Origin of the sequence: Microlunatus spumicola (assembly GCF_039536445.1) — a bacterium.
In the GTDB taxonomy this organism is placed as follows: Bacteria; Actinomycetota; Actinomycetes; order Propionibacteriales; family Propionibacteriaceae; genus Microlunatus; species Microlunatus spumicola.
Genome location: NZ_BAAAYR010000001.1, coordinates 566,063 through 582,495 on the forward strand (window position 1 = coordinate 566,063; position 16,433 = coordinate 582,495).

General features: G+C 75.7%; 15 protein-coding genes. 13 read left to right on the forward strand and 2 right to left on the reverse strand.

Translation table 11 applies throughout. The features are described from left to right. The first annotated feature begins 165 nt into the window (after nt 1-165). The gene (locus ABD665_RS02570; RefSeq protein ID WP_204912371.1) at nt 166-2,961 is read left to right on the forward strand and encodes an AAA family ATPase; all 2,796 of its coding nucleotides are present in this window, start codon (nt 166-168) and stop codon (nt 2,959-2,961) included. A gap of 4 nt (nt 2,962-2,965) precedes the next feature. Here the strand turns inward: ABD665_RS02570 and ABD665_RS02575 are convergent, their stop codons facing one another. Continuing rightward, the gene (locus ABD665_RS02575) at nt 2,966-3,715 is read right to left on the reverse strand and encodes an SDR family oxidoreductase (RefSeq protein ID WP_204912370.1); all 750 of its coding nucleotides are present in this window, start codon (nt 3,713-3,715) and stop codon (nt 2,966-2,968) included. Nucleotides 3,716-3,974: 259 nt separating this feature from the next. Between ABD665_RS02575 and ABD665_RS02580 the strand changes: the two genes are divergently transcribed. From ABD665_RS02580 to ABD665_RS02610, 7 genes are all read left to right on the forward strand, one after another. Next, on the forward strand, nt 3,975-4,361 hold the full coding sequence (locus tag ABD665_RS02580) for a response regulator (protein ID WP_204912369.1): 387 nt from the start codon (nt 3,975-3,977) through the stop codon (nt 4,359-4,361). Then, nucleotides 4,354-5,034, forward strand: a complete 681-nt coding sequence (locus ABD665_RS02585; RefSeq protein WP_425562100.1) for a response regulator transcription factor — start codon at nt 4,354-4,356, stop codon at nt 5,032-5,034. Before ABD665_RS02580 ends, ABD665_RS02585 begins: the two co-directional genes overlap by 8 nt. Beyond that, nucleotides 5,031-5,738, forward strand: coding sequence for a histidine kinase (locus tag ABD665_RS02590; protein ID WP_204912368.1), 708 nt, complete (start codon nt 5,031-5,033; stop codon nt 5,736-5,738). The genes ABD665_RS02585 and ABD665_RS02590 overlap by 4 nt, the downstream gene beginning before the upstream one ends. Next, nucleotides 5,731-8,382, forward strand: a complete 2,652-nt coding sequence (locus ABD665_RS02595) for a GAF domain-containing protein (protein ID WP_204912366.1) — start codon at nt 5,731-5,733, stop codon at nt 8,380-8,382. Before ABD665_RS02590 ends, ABD665_RS02595 begins: the two co-directional genes overlap by 8 nt. Before the next feature lie 223 nt (nt 8,383-8,605). Then, nucleotides 8,606-9,322 carry an alpha/beta fold hydrolase gene (locus ABD665_RS02600; protein WP_204912365.1) on the forward strand — a complete coding sequence of 239 codons (717 nt, stop codon included), beginning with the start codon at nt 8,606-8,608 and terminating at the stop codon, nt 9,320-9,322. 48 nt (nt 9,323-9,370) lie between these two features. Next, nucleotides 9,371-10,390: an alpha/beta fold hydrolase gene (locus tag ABD665_RS02605; RefSeq protein WP_204912363.1), complete on the forward strand. Its 1,020-nt coding sequence runs from the start codon at nt 9,371-9,373 to the stop codon at nt 10,388-10,390. Between the two features lie 69 nt (nt 10,391-10,459). Beyond that, nucleotides 10,460-11,281, forward strand: coding sequence for an alpha/beta fold hydrolase (locus ABD665_RS02610; RefSeq protein WP_204912362.1), 822 nt, complete (start codon nt 10,460-10,462; stop codon nt 11,279-11,281). A gap of 46 nt (nt 11,282-11,327) precedes the next feature. On the opposite strand, the gene ABD665_RS02615 is transcribed toward ABD665_RS02610, so the two are convergent. After that, nucleotides 11,328-12,023, reverse strand: coding sequence for a LuxR C-terminal-related transcriptional regulator (locus ABD665_RS02615; RefSeq protein ID WP_204912361.1), 696 nt, complete (start codon nt 12,021-12,023; stop codon nt 11,328-11,330). Between the two features lie 158 nt (nt 12,024-12,181). On the opposite strand from ABD665_RS02615, the gene ABD665_RS02620 reads away from it, so the two are divergent. The 5 genes from ABD665_RS02620 (at nt 12,182) to ABD665_RS02640 (ending at nt 16,426) form a co-directional block, all read left to right on the forward strand. After that, nucleotides 12,182-13,129 (forward strand): LysR family transcriptional regulator, encoded by a 948-nt coding sequence (locus tag ABD665_RS02620; protein WP_204912360.1) that lies wholly within the window; start codon nt 12,182-12,184, stop codon nt 13,127-13,129. A gap of 135 nt (nt 13,130-13,264) precedes the next feature. Next, nucleotides 13,265-14,122 (forward strand): alpha/beta fold hydrolase, encoded by an 858-nt coding sequence (locus ABD665_RS02625; RefSeq protein ID WP_204912359.1) that lies wholly within the window; start codon nt 13,265-13,267, stop codon nt 14,120-14,122. After that, nucleotides 14,119-15,057, forward strand: coding sequence for an alpha/beta fold hydrolase (locus tag ABD665_RS02630; protein ID WP_204912358.1), 939 nt, complete (start codon nt 14,119-14,121; stop codon nt 15,055-15,057). Before ABD665_RS02625 ends, ABD665_RS02630 begins: the two co-directional genes overlap by 4 nt. Then, nucleotides 15,054-15,437, forward strand: a complete 384-nt coding sequence (locus ABD665_RS02635; protein WP_204912357.1) for a cupin domain-containing protein — start codon at nt 15,054-15,056, stop codon at nt 15,435-15,437. The genes ABD665_RS02630 and ABD665_RS02635 overlap by 4 nt, the downstream gene beginning before the upstream one ends. Beyond that, entirely contained in the window at nt 15,437-16,426 is a 990-nt protein-coding gene (locus ABD665_RS02640) for an SLAC1 family transporter (RefSeq protein ID WP_204912355.1), read from the forward strand. The genes ABD665_RS02635 and ABD665_RS02640 overlap by 1 nt, the downstream gene beginning before the upstream one ends. Nucleotides 16,427-16,433 lie beyond the last annotated feature (7 nt).

Below are 16,433 nucleotides of genomic sequence, written 5' to 3' on the forward strand. Positions count from 1 at the left end.
GCTCGTGCACCGGGGTCCTGCCCTGGTCCTGGACCTCGATGCTGCGTCCCCGGACCGGGACGGACCATCCGGGCAGCCGTCGCCCGTCTCCGGACAACCGGACGGTTGCCTCCCGGACGGCCGCAGGGGGTGCCAGGGCCGACATCGCGCGCCAGAATGCAGGACGTGACCGGCACCGGGGAGGCGCGGGCAGCGGCCGGTCTCCCGGTGGGTGCCGCCGGGCCGGTGCTCGGCCGCGGAGACGAGCTGGACCGGCTCGGGCGGGCGGTCGAGGACGTCGACCTCGGCGGCAGCGCGCTCCTCCTCACGGGTGAACCGGGGATCGGCAAGTCGACGCTGGTGCGTGCGGCCTCGCGCCTGGCTCTGGACCGGGGGCACCACCTGCTGGAGGCGACCGGGGTGGAGTCGGAGGAGGGTCTGGCCTTCGCCGGGCTCCAGGTGCTGCTCGGTCCGGTCCTGCCCAGCGCCCGCACCCTGCCCGCCGCGCAGCGCCGGGCGTTGGCGACCGCGTTCGGCCTCGAGGAGGGGCCGGCTCCGCAGACGTTCCTCGTGGGCCTCGCCGCCCTGAACCTGCTGAGCGAGGTGGCGTCGGGACGACCGGTGAGCGTCGTGGTCGACGACGCGCAGTGGCTCGACGGGCCCACGCAGGAGGTGCTCGCCTTCGTCGCCCGCCGGGTGGCCGGGGACCCGGTGCTCCTGGTCGTCGCCCTGCGGTCCGGTCACGAGAGCCCGCTGCTGCGGGCGGGCCTGGAGACGGTGAGCCTCGAGGGCCTCGACGAGGACGCCGCCCGCGCGGTCCTCGCGGTGGCGGCGCGCGACCTCGACGAGGCCGACCGGAGGACCGTCCTGGAGCAGGCCCTCGGCAACCCGCTGGCGCTCGTCGAGCTGCCGGCCAGCCTGAGGGCGACCCGTACGGGTGCGGGCGGTCGGGCGCCTCGTCCCGTCGCGCTGAGCGCGAGGCTGGAGCGGGCCTTCGCCGCCCGCCTGCCCGAGCTCCCGCCGCGCACCCGGGACGCGCTGCTCGTCGCGGCGCTCGACGCCGAGGACGCGCTGCCGGAGATCCTGGCCGGGGCCTCCGTGCTGGGCGGGGCGCCTGTCGACGCCACGGTCCTCGAACCCGCGGTCCGGGTCGGCCTGCTGTCCTTCGACGAGCTCCACGTCCGCTTCCGGCACCCGCTGGTGCGGGCCGGCGTGCTGCAGTCGGAGCCCACGACCCGCCGGCAGGCGGCGAGCGCCGCGCTGGCCGACGTGCTGGCCGACCAGCCGCTGCGCCGGACCTGGTACCGGGCCCAGGCGACCTCCGGCCCGGACGAGGAGGTGGCGAGGGAGCTCGAGGACGCCCACACCGAGAACCTCCGCCGCGGTTCCGTCACCGCCGCCATCGCGGCGCTGGAGCGTGCGGCCCAGCTGACCGCCGGCTCGGCGCGCCGCGGGCACCGGCTGCTGCTCGCCGCGGAGCTGGCGTTCGGGCTCGGCCAGGCGGACCTGGTGGCCCGCCTGCTCGGCGACGCCGAGGGCCAGACGCTCGACGAGCTCGACCGGGCTCGCCTGGAGTGGCTCCGCGAGCTGCCCGACGACACCGACCTCCGGAACCCCCGCCGGATCCTGGAGCTGTCGGAGATCGCCGTCCGCGCGGCGCGGGCCTGCGACAGCGACCTCGCCCTGAACCTGCTCGTGGCCGCCGCCGTGCGCTGCCACTGGAGCTGGCCCGCCCCGCAGGTCCGGGACCGGGTGGTCGCGGCGGTGGAGAGCCTGGTGGGTCACGAGGCGGACCCGCGCTACGTGGCGGCGCTCGCCGTCGCGCAGCCGCTGGACCAGGGCCGGCGGGTCGCCGGGCTGCTGTCGGCGGCGGTGGTCGGTGGTGCCACCGACCCCGAGTCCCTGTCGCTGTACGGCATGGCCGCCTTCGCCGTCGGCGACCAGCTGCGGGCCGCCGACTTCCTCGACCGGGCGGAGGCGGGGTGCCGGCTCGAGGCCCGGCTGGGCCTGCTCACCCAGGTCCTAGCCCTGCGCAGCGCGGTGGGGGTGGACCTGGGCGACTGGGGCAGCGCCGCCGCCGCCGTCGACGAGGCCCGGCGGCTGGCCTCGGAGACCCGGCAGGCCACCTGGCGCGCCGGGACCCTCTCGACCACCGCACGCGGGTGCGCCCTGCGGGGCGACACCGCGCACGCGCTCGGCCTGGCCGCCGAGCTCGAGAGCACGGCCGGCGCGCGCGGCAACGTCTGCTCACGGGCCAGCGCGCTGCTCGCCCGCGGGTTCGCGCTGCTCACCGAGGGGCGCCAGCGCGAGGCGTACGACGTCCTCCGCCGGCTGTTCGACCCCGAGGACCCCGCCTGCCACGAGCGCGAGCGGCTGCCGGGCGTGATGTTCCTCGTCGAGGCCGCGGTGCAGTCGGGCCGGCGCGAGGAGGCGCGGCTCGTGGTCGAGCGGTTGGAGGACGCCGCCCGGCGGTGCGCCGCTCCCCTGCTCGACGTCCACCTGCTCTACGCCCGTGCGGTGCTGGCCGACGACGGGGACGCCGAGCGGCTCTACGTCGTCGCGCTGCACCAGGACCTGTCGCGCTGGCCGCTCGTCCGGGCCCGGCTCCAGCTCGCGTACGGGGCCTGGCTCCGGCGGCAGCGACGCCCGAGCGACGCGCGCGTCCCCCTCCGCGCGGCCCGGGACACGCTGGCCTGGGTGGGGGCGCGCACCTGGCTCGAGCAGGCCCGCGCCGAGCTGCGCGCCACCGGGGACCGGAGCGCCATATCCGACGACCAGCCGGACGCCGCGCCCTGGCAGGACCGGCTCACCGCCCAGGAGCTCCACATCGCCCGGCTGGCGGCCGAGGGCCTGTCCAACCGCGAGATCGGCGAGCGCCTGTTCATGTCCCACCGCACGGTCGGTGCGCACCTGCGTCACGTCTTCCCCAAGCTCGGCATCACGTCCCGGGTGCAGCTGGCCGGCCTGCTCGCGCCCGGCTGACGTCTCAGACGTGCACCTCGCCGCCGTCCGCGAACAGCTCGCTGGCCGTCACGAACGAGGACTGGTCGGACGCGAGGAACAGCACGGCGTTGGCGATCTCGTCCGTGACCGCCACCCGCCCGAGCGGGACCCCGGCGGCCATCTGGCCGAGCAGCTCCGAGACGTGCTCCGGACCCGGCGCCAGCCCGCGGAGCCCGGGGGTGTCCGTGGGTCCGGGGACGATGGCGTTGACCCGGATGCCGCGGCCGCTCAGCTCGCCGGCCCACGTCCGGGTGAAGGAGCTCAGCGCGGCCTTGGTGGCGGCGTAGACGCCGAAGGCCGGTATCCCCTTGGAGGCCGAGGTGGACCCGGTGACGATCACCGAGGCACCCTCGTTGAGCACGGCCAGCGCCTTCTGCACGGTGAACACGGTGCCGCGCACGTTGATCGTGAAGGTGCGGTCGAAGTCCTCCGGCGTCAGGTCCGCCAGGGTCGCGAAGGCGCCGCCGCCGGCGTTGGCGAAGAGCACGTCGAGCCCTCGGCCGCGCTCGACGACGGCCGCGAAGACGCGGTCCAGGTCGTCCAGGTCGGCCACGTCGCCCCGGATCGCGGTGACCCGGTCGCCCAGCGCCGCGCTCACCTTGTCCAGCTCGGTCTGGCGGCGGCCCGTCAGGAAGACGTGCGCCCCCTCCGCGACGAAGCGCTCCACCGCCGCCAGGCCGATGCCCGACGCTCCTCCGGTGACCAGTGCCGTCCTGCCCTCGAGCTGTCCCACGATGTCGTCCCTCCGTCGGTGGCCTGCTGCCACCGCCACCCTGCGGGCCGGCACGGCGGTCCCGCATCGGTCAGGTGACCGATGCGCGAGGAACCGACGCCTGGTTGTCTGGCGGTCACGGCACGGGTCGTGCACGACGCGACGGCCCGGAGGGAGGGGTGATGAGCGCGTACGGGACCGGGCAGGCTCCCGGGTCGGGCTGCCAGGCCTTCGGGCTAGCCCTATCGACCGGCCCCGGACGGCCTGCGAGCATCGGGGTGTGGTGCTCTCGATCCTCGTCGTCGACGACGACACCGCGGTCCGCGGCCTCATCGTGCGCATCCTGCGGGCGCAGGGCCACGCCGTGGTCGGCGAGGCCGGTTCGGTCGCCGAGGCCCTCGTGCTGACGGCCCGGCTCCGGCCGGACGCCGCGCTGGTCGACATCGGGCTGCCGGACGGCGACGGGTTCGAGCTGACGCGCGCGCTGCGCGACCGGGGCGACAAGGTGCGCGTCGTGCTGTTCAGCTCCGACGCCGACCGGACGAACGTGACCGCCGCCGAGCGCGCGGGGGCCGTGGGCTTCCTGCCCAAGGACGAGCTGTCGGGCACCGCCCTGCAGCTGCTGCTGGAACCCGCCGAGGGGGCGCAGGTGGCCGGAGGTGGCTGACGCCGGACGGCCCCTGCGGGTCGTCGTCGGGGAGGACGACGTCCTGCTGCGGGAGGGCATTGCTCGCATCCTGATCGAGGCCGGGTTCGACGTGGTCGCCCGCTGCGGGGACGCCGACGACCTGCTGCGGCGCTCCCTCGCGCACCGGCCCGACGTCGTGGTCACGGACGTGCAGATGCCGCCGCAGCGGCAGGACGACGGCGTGCGCGCCGCCCTCGAGCTGCGCCGCCGCGAGCCCGGGATCGGGGTGCTGATCCTGTCCCAGTTCTGCGAGCCGGCGTACGTCCTCGACCTCGTCGGGCAGCGACCCGAGGGGGTCGGCTACCTGCTCAAGGAACGGGTCGGCGACCTGAAGGTGTTCGTGGACGCGGTACACCGGGTCGCGGCCGGCGGCAGCGCGCTCGACCCCGAGGTCGTGAGCCGGATGCTGGGTCGGAGCCGGCGCGACGACCCGCTCCAGGTCCTGAGCCCCCGCGAGCAGCTGGTGCTGGCCGCGATGGCCGAGGGGAGGTCGAACCTGGGGATCGCCAAGACGCTCTACACCAGCCAGGCCTCGGTGGAGAAGCACGTGACGGCGATCTTCCGCAAGCTGTCCCTCGCCCCCGCGGACACGGAGCACCGGCGGGTGCAGGCCGTCCTGACCTATCTGCACGCCGGCGCCCGGGCTCGATGAGCGGGGGCGGCGGCGAGACCCACGGCGAGCTCGCCGCCTCCCGGGCCCGCGTGCTCGCCCGGGCGGACGCGGAGCGGTCCGCGCTGCAGCGCGAGCTCCACGACGGCGCCCAGCAACGTCTCGTGCATGCGCTCATCGCGCTCCGGCTCGCGCGGTCGGCCCTCGGGCCCGGCTCCCCCGGCGCGGCCCTCGTCGACGAGGCCCTGACGAACGTCGAGCAGGCGAACCGCGACCTCCGCGCCCTCGTCCACCGCGTCCTCCCCGCCTCGCTGGTCCACGGCGGCCTGGCCAGCGCGCTGCGGTCCCTCGTCGACGACCTCGCGGTGCCCGTCGCCCTGCACGTCGACGTGCCCCGGCTCCGGCCGGAGGACGAGACCACGGCGTACGTCGTCGCCGCCGAGGTGCTGCGGACCGTCACCGCCCGTTCCGACGCGCGCGAGGTCGACGCGGACGTCCGGCTGGACGGCGACCGGTTGACGATCGACGTCTGGCTCACGCGCACGCCGCTGGACGCGGACCGCACCGAGCCGTCGGACCCGCCGAGGGACGGCGTGGACCTGGCCGAGGCCCGCGACCGGACGCGCACGACGGGGGGTTCGCTGACGGTCACCGACCTGGGCCCGGGGCGGGCCGTCGTCCGCGCGGTGCTGCTCGTCCGGGCACGGAGGGAGCCGGACCCGAACGACGGGGTCGGGCGTGCCTGACGAGGTCGGCGAGGTCCGCGGCGGTGCACCGGACGTGGCCGGGGAGCTCCGGGACCTCGTCGAGGAGCAGGCGGCGTTCGCCCGGGTGGTCGCCGTGGCGGCCGCGGCGGGTCCGCCCGACCCGACCTTCCGGGCGGTCACCGACGAGGCCGCCCGCCTGCTCGGCGGTGCGCTGACCGCGCTCGCGCGCTACGGGAGGAACGGCCGGGAGCAGGTCGTCCTGGCGCACACCGGCGACCACGTGACCGACGGCGAGTGGATCTCCGGCTACCGCGCGAACACGCTCTCCGCCCGCCTGTGGCGGTCCTGGCGGCCCGAGCGGGTGGACGACCTCGCCGCGCTCGACGGTCCGTACCCGCGGTTCGACCGCCGCGGCGTCACGGCGTGCGTCGGCGTGCCGGTGCTCGTCGACGGCGTCCTGTGGGGCTGCCTGAGCGCGGCCTCGCGCACCGGCCCGCTGCCGCCCGGCACGGAGGGACGGCTGAGCCGCTTCGCCGAGGTCGTGGCGCAGGTGGTCGTGACCGGCGCCGCCCGGCTGGGCCGGCAGGCCCTGGCCGACGAGCAGGCGGCCCTGCTCCGGGTCGCCGCGCTGGTGGCGCGCGGCGCACCCCAGGGCGCGGTGTTCGACGCGGTGGCGCTCGAGGCCTCGCACCTCGTCGACGACGAACCGACGACGCTCGTGCGGTACGAGGGCAGGCGCACGTTCACCGTGCTCGCCAGCCGGCGCGGGCCAGCCCCGCCCGGGACGCGCTACACCGTGCCCGTGGACGACGCGGGCACCTCGGCGGAGATGCTCCGGACGGGCAGGCCGGCCCGGCGAGACCGCTACGACGACATCGCCGAGCACTCCTTCGGCCGCCGCAGCTTCGGCCTCGGCTCGAGCGTGTCGGTCCCGATCACGGTCCGCGGCCGGCTCTGGGGTGCGCTCGGCTGCCTGAACGAGGGCCGGACCCTGCCCCTGGAGACCGAGGGACGCCTGGTCAAGTTCTCCGAGCTCGTGGCCTCCGCGCTGGCCGCCGCCGAGACGCGGGCGGAGCTCGAACGGTTCGGCGCCGAGCAGGCCGCCCTCCGCCGGGTGGCCGAGCTCGCCGCCGGCGGTGCCCCCCACCCCGAGGTCCTCCGCGCCGTCGTCGCCGAGGCGTCCGCCCTGTTCGACGAGGCCGTCGTGACCGTCGGGCGGTACACGCCTCCGGGAGGCTGGCAGCGGGTCGACAGCGCGGGCGGCCGGGGCGGGACCCTTCCCGGCACCCCGCCCCCGGACCTCGAGGAGACGGTTGCCCGGGAAGTCCTGGCGGGCGGTCGCCCGTACGGGATCGAGGACACCGGACCGGTGACGGAGGCTCCCGCCGAGGACGGCGCGACGCTGCTGCGGGCCTGCGGGGTGCCGGTCGGGGTCGACGGGGAGACCTGGGGCTGCCTGCTGGTGACGGCGGGCGGGCCACCACTGCCGGGCGGAACCGTCGACCGGCTGGCGCCCTTCGCGCACGCGGCCGGAGCCGCGGTCGCCGGGGACCGCTCGCGCGACACCCTCGGCCGCCTCGCGCGCGAGCAGGCAGCGCTGCGGAAGGTCGCCGAGCTGATCGCCCGGGGCACCGCGCTGACCGAGGTCTTCGACGCCATCGCGACCGAGGCGTCGAACTTCCTCGGCGACGCCCCCGTCGGGGTCTTCCGTCACGACCCCGACGGCCGGGCCACGCTGATGGCGAGGTGCGGCGGTTCCGTCCCGGTCGGCACGCGAGTGACGCTCGACGCGACGACCCTGCGACGACCGGGCGAGGTCGTCCGGTTCAGCACCCTGGAGGGCACCCCGTACGCGAGGCTCGGCCGCGAGCACGGCGTGCGCGGGATGGTCACGGTGCCGGTCGTCGTCGAGGGCCGGGCCTGGGGGCGGCTCGCGACGAGGACGTCGGACGGCGCGGAACCGTCGGCCGAGGCCGAGGAGCGGCTCTTCGAGCTCGCCGAGCTCGTCGCGGCGGCCGTCGCCCACGCGGAGAGCAAGGCCCAGCTGCAGGCGTCGCGCGCCCGGCTCGTGGCCACGGCCGACGAGACCCGACGGCGCCTGCAGCGCGACGTGCACGACGGCGCCCAGCAGCGGCTCGTGCAGACCGTGCTGACGCTCAAGCTCGGCCTCGACGTGGCGGCCCGTGGCGGCGACCCGGTGCCGCTGATGCGGGAGGCCCTCGACCACGCCGAGCGGGCCACGGCGGAGCTCCGCGACCTGGTGCACGGGATCCTCCCCGCGGCCCTGAGCCGCGGGGGCCTGCGGTCCGGGCTCGACTCCCTGATCGCCGGCCTCAGCGTCCCCGTGGACCTGGACGTCGACGCCCTGCCCGGGGACCGGCTGCCGGCCGAGCTCGAGGTGCCGGCGTACTTCGTCGTGGCGGAGGCGCTGACCAACGTCGTCAAGCACGCGGACGCCACCCGGGCGCGGGTACGCGTGGCGCTCGAGGCCGACGGCGCCGGCGACGTGCTGGTCCTCGAGGTCACCGACGACGGCCGCGGCGGTGCCGACCACCGCGGCACCGGTCTGACCGGGCTGGCGGACCGGGTCGACGCCCTCGACGGGACCCTTCGGCTGAGCAGCCCGGCCGGCGCCGGCACGGCGCTGCGGGTCGTGCTGCCGGTGCCGCCGCCCGCCCGCTGAACGACCGCCCCCGGGTCGCCCGGCGACCGGTCGGGTTCACCGGAATCCGGCGGGGGCTGCCCCCGGGCCGGGCACGTCCCGCAGGAGGCCCGGGTCGGGTTGCCCCCGCGCGGAGGTGGGGTCCGCCGGGTGGTTGACGCGACCGCCCGCTGCGAGGGTCGAGAACGCCAGCGTCCCGGTGACAAGCCCTGTCCCGGCTGGCCGACCCCGAAGGAGAGCAGCCATGACGACGCTGGTCCTGGTCCACGGCGCGTACGCCGGTTCGTCGAGCTGGGACGGGGTGGTGGGTCCGCTGCTGGCGCGGGGCCACAGCATCGTCTCCTTCGCCAACCCCCTCCGCGGGGTGCAGAGCGACGCCGCGTTGCTGAGCGACCTCGTGAGGAGCATCGAGGGGCCGGTCGTGCTGGTCGGCCACTCCTACGGCGGTGCGGTGATGACCGCGGTGGAGACCCGGGCCGGCCACGTGACGGCCCTCGTCTACGTCGCCGGCTTCGCGCTGGAGACCGGCGAGAGCGCCGCCGACGCCTCGGCGCTGGCCCCGGGTTCGACGCTCGGCGACACCCTGACCACCGTCCCGCTGTCCGACGGGACGACCGACACCTGGATCGCCCACGAGAAGTACCACCACCAGTTCTGCGCCGACCTCTCCGACGAGCAGGCCGCACTGATGGCCGTGAACCAGCGGCCGGTCACGGCGGAGGCGTTGAACGAACCGCTGGCCGGCGAACCCCTGTGGCGCTCCGCGCCCAGCTGGTTCCTCTTCGGCGAGCTCGACCGCAACATCCCCGCCGGCGCGCACCACCGGATGGCCGCCCGGGCCGACGCGCGCCGGACCGTCGAGGTCCCCGGCGCCTCGCACGTCGTCGGCATCTCCCACCCCGCCGAGACCGTCGAGATCATCCAGGCCGCCGTCGACGCCCACGCGCTCGCCGACGCGTGACCGCCCGGCAACCCGCGCACCCACCGAGCACGAGACGAGGAGCAGACCATGGACGAGAAGGACAGCCTGCGGGGCGGCGACGACACCGCGCCGGACGACGTGGTGGCACGGGGACGGGCGCGGCTGACCACCTCGCGCCGGTCCCTGCTGGTCGGCGGCACCGGTGCGGCGCTCGGGGTGGCGGCCGCGGCCGTCGTCCCGGGTTCCGCCGAGGCGGCCGACGGCTCCTCCGCCGACCGCGGCCGCCACCGCTTCACCACCCGCGTGCCGGTGGCCCCCGGCGTGCAGGTCGCGGTGACCGACCTCGACGGCGGCCGGAAGGGCACGGTCGTGCTCGTCCCCGGCTGGCCGCTGTCGTCGGTCATGCTCGAGAACACCACCCTGTTCCTGGCCGACCGGGGCTACCGCGCCGTCGCGCTGGACCTGCGCGGCTTCGGGGAGTCCGACGCCCCGTACGGGCCGTACGGCTACGACGTCTGGTGCTCCGACATCCGCACGGTGCTGCGCACGATGAACCTGCGCGACGTGACCCTCGTCGGGCACTCGATGGGTGGCGCCGTGGCGCTGCGCTACGCGGCGCGGTTCCGCAGCCGGGTCTCGAGGCTCGTGGTGGCCGAACCGGCCGCACCCCGCTTCGTCTACGGCCCGAAGTCAGCCGACCTCACGGCGGGGCTGGCCGGGCTGATCGAGGGCTACGCGAACGACCGGTCGCAGGTCGTCCGGGCCCTGACGAAGACGTTCTTCTCCACCCACACCGACGTCACGACCGACCCGTTCCTGCAGTTCTTCGAGCGGCAGGGCCTCGACGGCGCCTCCCTCGTGGCCAGCCGCGCCGGCCTGTACGCGCTGCGCGACACCGACCTCACGGCCGACCTGCGCCGGATCTCGATCCCGACGCGGGTCTTCCACGCGCTGAACGACCAGATCGTGCCGTACGACCACGGTCAGGCGGTCGCCGCCGCCGTCAGGGGCGCGACGCTCGTCACCTTCACCACCGCAGGCCACGGCGTCTACATCGACGAGCGCGACAAGTTCAACGCCGAGCTGCTCGCCTTCGCCGCGGGCTGAGCCCGCGCGCACCACCCTCACCCTCTCCCCACCAGCGAACCCCGCACCAGCGAACCCCAGGAGCACCGCATGCCCTTCGTCACCGCCACCGACGGCGCCCAGATCTTCTACAAGGACTGGGGGTCGGGGCCGCCCGTCGTGTTCAGCCACGGCTGGCCCCTCACCTCCGACGTCTGGGACAACCAGCTCAAGCTCGTCGCCGACCACGGCTTCCGGGGCATCGCCCACGACCGCCGCGGCGGCGGCCGCTCGAGCCAGACGTGGGACGGCAACGACCTCGACACCTACGCCGACGACCTCGCGGCGCTGATGGACACCCTCGACCTGCACGACGCGGTCCTGGTCGGGCACTCGACCGGAGGGGGCGAGGTCACGCGCTACCTGGGCCGGCACGGTACGAGCCGTGTGTCGAAGGCGGTGCTGCTGAGCGCCATCCCGCCGCTGATGCTGCTCACCGACGCCAACCCGGAGGGGACGCCGCTCGAGGTCTTCGACGCGATCCGGGAGGGCGTCGCCGGGGACCGCTCGCAGTACTACCAGGACCTCGCCGAACCCTTCTACGGCGCGAACCGCCCCGGCTCGACCGTGACCCAGGGAGCCAGGGACGCGTTCTGGCTGATGTCGATGACCGTCGGCGTCAAGGGGGCGTACGACTGCGTGCGGGCCTTCTCCGAGAGCGACACCAGCGAGGACCTGAAGAAGATCGACGTGCCCGTCCTCGTCCTGCACGGCGACGACGACCAGATCGTGCCGATCCAGGCCGCCGGGCTCAAGTCGGTGAAGCTCCTGCCCGACGCCACGCTCAAGGTCTACCCCGGTGCTCCCCACGGGCTCACGGGCCCGCACGAGCTGGAGTTCGACGACGACCTCCTGAACTTCCTCAAGAGCTGACCGGCGCGCGGTGCCGAGGACCGTGGGGGACCCCGGCACCGCAGGCTCAGTGCCGCCCGACGGCCCGCAGGTAGACGAGCACCGCCCGTACGCGCCGGTGCTGCGTGGCGGAGCGCTCGAGGCCGAGGGACCGGAACAGGGCCGTCACGTGCTTCTCCACCGCGGCCTCGCTGACGTGCATCGACTCGGCGATCCCCCGGTTCGACGCACCCTCGGCCATGCCGGCGAGGACGCGCAGCTGGGCCGGCGACAGACCGCTGAGCGGGTCGTCGTGCACCCGGTGGCCCAGCAGCCGGGCGACCACCTCCGGGTCGAGGACGCTGCCCCCGGCCGCCACCTGCGCCACCGCCTCCAGGACGTGGTCGACCGTCCCGATCCGGTGCTGGAGCAGGTAGCCGACGCCGTCCGGGCGGTCCCCGATCAGCTGCGGCGCGAGCGCCGCGTCGTAGTGGTGGGACAGGACGAGCACGGCGGTCCCGGGCGACCGCCGGCGGACCTCGACGGCAGCGGCGAGGCTGTCCCGGCCGGTGCTCCGCGGGGTGCGGACGTCGACGACCACCACGTCGGGGCGGTCGGCGAGGACCCTGCCGACGAGGTCCCCGGCGTCACCGTGGTGCGCGACGACGTCCAGCCCCGCGTCACCCAGCAGGCGTGCGACACCACCCGAGAACACCCGGTCGTCGTGGCTGAGCAGGACCCGCAGGGCGGGGGCGACCGGCGGGGCGGCAGCGAGAGCGGTCACGTTCGGCCTTCCTGAGTGGCACCGACCGGTGCCTCCTCCAGCATCGAGGCGGACCGCCGCCGGAAAAAGGGGCAGTCGGGGCGCGGACTCATCGCGCAGGGCGATCAGTGGGCGTCCGACCCTGGTCAGTGCCTCCGCGTCCCCGTAGCGTTCGCGGCGTGGAGCTGCGCCAGCTGGAGGCGTTCGTCGCGGTGGCGCACGAGCTCCACTTCGGCCGGGCGGCCGGGCGCCTGCACCTCGGCCAGCCGACCCTGAGCGACCTCGTCCGACGCCTCGAGCGCGAGCTGGGCACCCCCCTCTTCCACCGCACGACCCGCCGGGTGGTCCTGACCGAGGCCGGCGCGGTGCTCCTCGTACGCGCCGAGGCCGTGCTGGCCGACGTGGCGGAGGCGGCCGCGGCGGTCCGGGCCGTGGGCGAGGGGACGGGGGGCACCGTGCGGCTCGGCTTCACGCCCCCCGCAGCCCCGGTGCTGGTCCCGCACCTGTGCCGGGCGTTCGCGGCGGTCGCCCCCGGCGTCCGGGTGGAGCAGAGCCGACTCTGGCTGCCGGGGCTGCAGCAGGCGCTGCTGGACGGGACGGTCGACGTGGCCGTCACCTGCGGCGTACGAGAGGGCGACGCCCCCGACGGCGTGGAGACGTCCGTGTTCGCCTCCGAGCCCCTGCTCGTCGGCCTGCGCCCCGGGCACCGGCTCGCCGCCCAGGCCGCCGTGGACCTGCGGGACCTGGCCGGCGAGCGCCTCGGTGCGACGGAACCCTCCCTGTTCCCCGCCTGGGCGGCCAGCCAGCGCGACGCCCTCGCGCGCGCCGCGGTCGCGCCGCCCGTGACGGCGCTCCGCCGGACCGACCTGAACGCGGCCGGCTGGCTCGAGCAGGCCGACGTCGACTGGGTGCTGCTGATCGGCTCCCTCGCCGGCGGGCACGCGGGCACGGTGATCAGGCCCGTCGTGCCGGCGCAGGACGTCACGTTCGTCCTGCAGCGGCTCCCCGACCGGGTCCGTTCGCCCGCCGTCGACCGCTTCGTCGCGCACGCGCTCTCCGCTCCCCTGCCCGAGGGCTGGGACACCCAGCCCGCCCACCGGCACCACGCGGGGCCGTCGGACACCTGACCGGCTGACCGGACGACCTCGGGTTCACCGGAACGCCGGCTCCGGGACCTCGACCGCGTCGTCCGGCCTGCACCCCTGTCCGCCGGACGGCCCGAGCGGAAGGCTCGCCCCGAGCCCACCCTCGGAGGAGAACCCATGGCAACCGTCACCGTCGGCCACGAGAACGGCGTCCCGATCGAGGTCGCGTACGACGATCTCGGCAGCGGCCCCGCCGTCGTGCTGCTGCACGGCTGGCCCTTCGACAGCCGTTCGTGGGAGGCGCAGGTGCACGCGCTGCTCGCCGCGGGGCTGCGCGTCGTCACGTACGACCGGCGGGGGTTCGGGCGGTCGAGCCGGCCGAGCGTCGGCTACGACTTCGACACCCTGGCCGCCGACCTGGACGTCGTCCTGACCGAGCTGGACCTGACCGACGTCACGGTCGTCGGGCTCTCCCTCGGCACCGGCGAGCTGGCCCGCTACATCGGCACCTATGGCACCGGACGGCTCCGCTCGTGCGTCTTCTGGGAGACCCTCGCGCCGAGCTTCGTGCGGTCGGTCGACAACCCCACCGGCGTCGACCCGGCCGGGGTCGCCGGCGTCCAGGCGGCCATCCTCGCCGACCGGGCGGCCTGGCTGACGGGCATGGACCAGAACTTCCTCAACCTCGACGAGAACCTCGGCACCCGCGTCAGCGCGGACACCGAGCGCTACCTCTGGCAGACCGGCATGGAGGCGTCCGCCGAGGCCACCTGGGCCTGCCCGCGGGGCTGGCTCGAGGACTTCAGCGCCGACATCGCCAAGATCGACATCCCGACCTTGATCATCCACGGGACGGCGGACCGGATCCTGCCGATCGACGGCCAGGGGCGCCGGCTGCACGCCGCCCTGCCCGACGCGCAGTACGTCGAGATCGAGGGCGGCCCGCACCTCAACTGCCTGACCCACGCGGCGGAGGCGAACGCGGCGCTGCTCGCCTTCCTGCCCCAGCCGGCGGTCGCCGGCGCCCAGGCGTGAGCGAGGAGCTCTTCGTCGGCTTCGACGACCGTCGGGTGGCCACGGAGCGGGGCACGGTGTTCGCCCGCGTCGCCGGCTCCGGGCCGGCGGTCCTGCTGCTGCACGGCTACCCGCAGACCCACCTGATGTGGCACGGGGTCGCGCCGGCCCTCGCCGAGCGGTGCACCGTCGTCGCCGCCGACCTGCCCGGCTACGGCGACTCGTTCCGGCCCGTGCCGGCGCCGGACCACCGACCGCACGGCAAGCGGGCGCTCGCGCAGGACCTCGTGCAGGCGATGCGGGCGCTGGGCCACGAGCGGTTCGTCGTGGCCGGGCACGACCGGGGCGGCCGGGTCGCCTACCGGATGGCGCTGGACCACCCCGACGTGGTGCTCGCCGCCGCGGCCTTCGACGTCGTCCCCACCGGCGAGGTGTGGGGACGGGCCGACGCCGCGATGGCCGTGGCCTACTGGCACTGGGGCTTCCTGGCCCAGCCGGCCCCGCTGCCGGAGCGGATGATCGCCGCGGACCCCGGCGCGTTCTTCGACCTGCACGTCCGCCGGCTCGGCCTCGGCCGCGAGCCCGGCCGCTACCCGGACGCCCTGATGGCGGCGTACCGGCACCTCCTGGACTCCGCGGACGTGGTCGAGGCGATCTGCGAGGACTACCGGGCGGGCGCGGGTGTCGACCGCGAGGACGACGACGCCGACCGCGGGCGGCGCCGGATCACCTGCCCGCTGCTCGTCCTGTGGAGCGCGACCGGGGCGCTGCCCCGCTTCTACGGCGACGTCCTCGACGTCTGGCGCCCGTGGGCCACCGACCTGCGGGGCCACGCGATCGAGGCCAGCCACTTCCTCGTCGAGGACCAGCCCGAGCAGGTCGCCCGGGCCCTGCTCGCGCTCCTCGACGACCTGCCGTCCGCCGTCCCACCCGTCCGCACCGAGGAGCACGCATGAGCACCACCCCCACCAGCACCGACGCGCTGTCGTCCGGCCTGCGGAGGACCGAGGTCCAGCACCGCACCTCGTCGATCCCCGGGCGCGACATCGTGCAGGTCCGGACGGAGATCCCCGACGGGGTCGCGTCGGGCTGGCACACGCACCCCGGCGAGGAGGTGGGCTACATCGTCGAGGGCACGGTCCGGATGGAGGTCGCCGGCCAGGAGGCGCTGCTCCTGCACGCCGGGAGCGGCTTCCTCATCCCGCCGCAGACCGCGCACAACGCTTACGACCTCGGTCCGGGCACCGGCGTGATGCTCTCGACCTACCTCGTCGACCCCACGCAGCCGCTGTCGAGCTTCGTCGACGCGCCCACAGACCCGGGCGACCGGGGGTGATGCCGCGCCTGCGGCCGAACCTGTTCGGCGTCCCCTTCGGGCTCGCCGGGCTGGCCGCGTGCTGGTCGGCGGCCGGCGCCGTCGTGCCCGTGCCGTCGGCGGTGGCTAGCGTTCTCTGGGCTGTGACCGCGCTGGTCTGGCTGGTGGTCCTCGTCCCGTACGCCGGGCAGGTCCTCCGCGAGCGTCGCCTCGGCGCCGAGCTCACGGACCCGACGTTCGGGCCCTTCACCGCGGTGCCGGTGATGCTCGTCATGCTCCTCAGCGGCGCCCTCGCCGCCTGGTCCCGCCCGGCCGGCGTCGCCGTCTTCGCCGTCGGGCTCGTGCTGACCGTCCTCGTCGGGGGCTACCTGACGGGCCAGTGGATCATCAGCGACCTGCAGCTGGCCCAGTGGCACCCGGGCTACTTCCTGCCCACGGTCGGTGGCGGGCTCATCGCGGCCAACGTCGCCGCCCGGCTCGGGCTCGACCGGCTGGCGCCCGTCATGCTCGGCTACGGCGTCGTCTGCTGGCTGGTGCTCGGGTCGATCATCCTGGCCCGGCTGTTCACGCAGCCGACGCTGCCGCTGAAGCTCCGGCCGACCCTGGCGATCGAGCTCGCCCCACCGGCCGTCGCGGGCAACGCCTGGTTCGCGATGCACGGCGACCTCGCGGACCAGGTCGGCGCGATGATCGCCGGGTACGGGCTGCTGATGCTCCTCGTCCAGCTCCGGCTGGTGCCGGTCTTCCGGCAGGTCCCCTTCGGCCCGGGGAGCTGGGCGTACGCCTTCTCCTACCTGCAGGCCGTGACGCTCACGCTGCACTGGCTGGCGGCCGAGCGCGTGCCCGGCCGCGTCCCCCTGACCTGGCTCGCGGTCGTCGTGGCGACCGGTGGCGTGGTGCTGCTCGTGGCCTTCACGGCCCGGGGGCTGGTGCGCGGGACGTTCCCGCCCCGGGAGCCCGTCGAGGAACCGGCCTCGACCGCGCGGGTCGAGGTGGTGGCCCGGGCCTGATCACGTG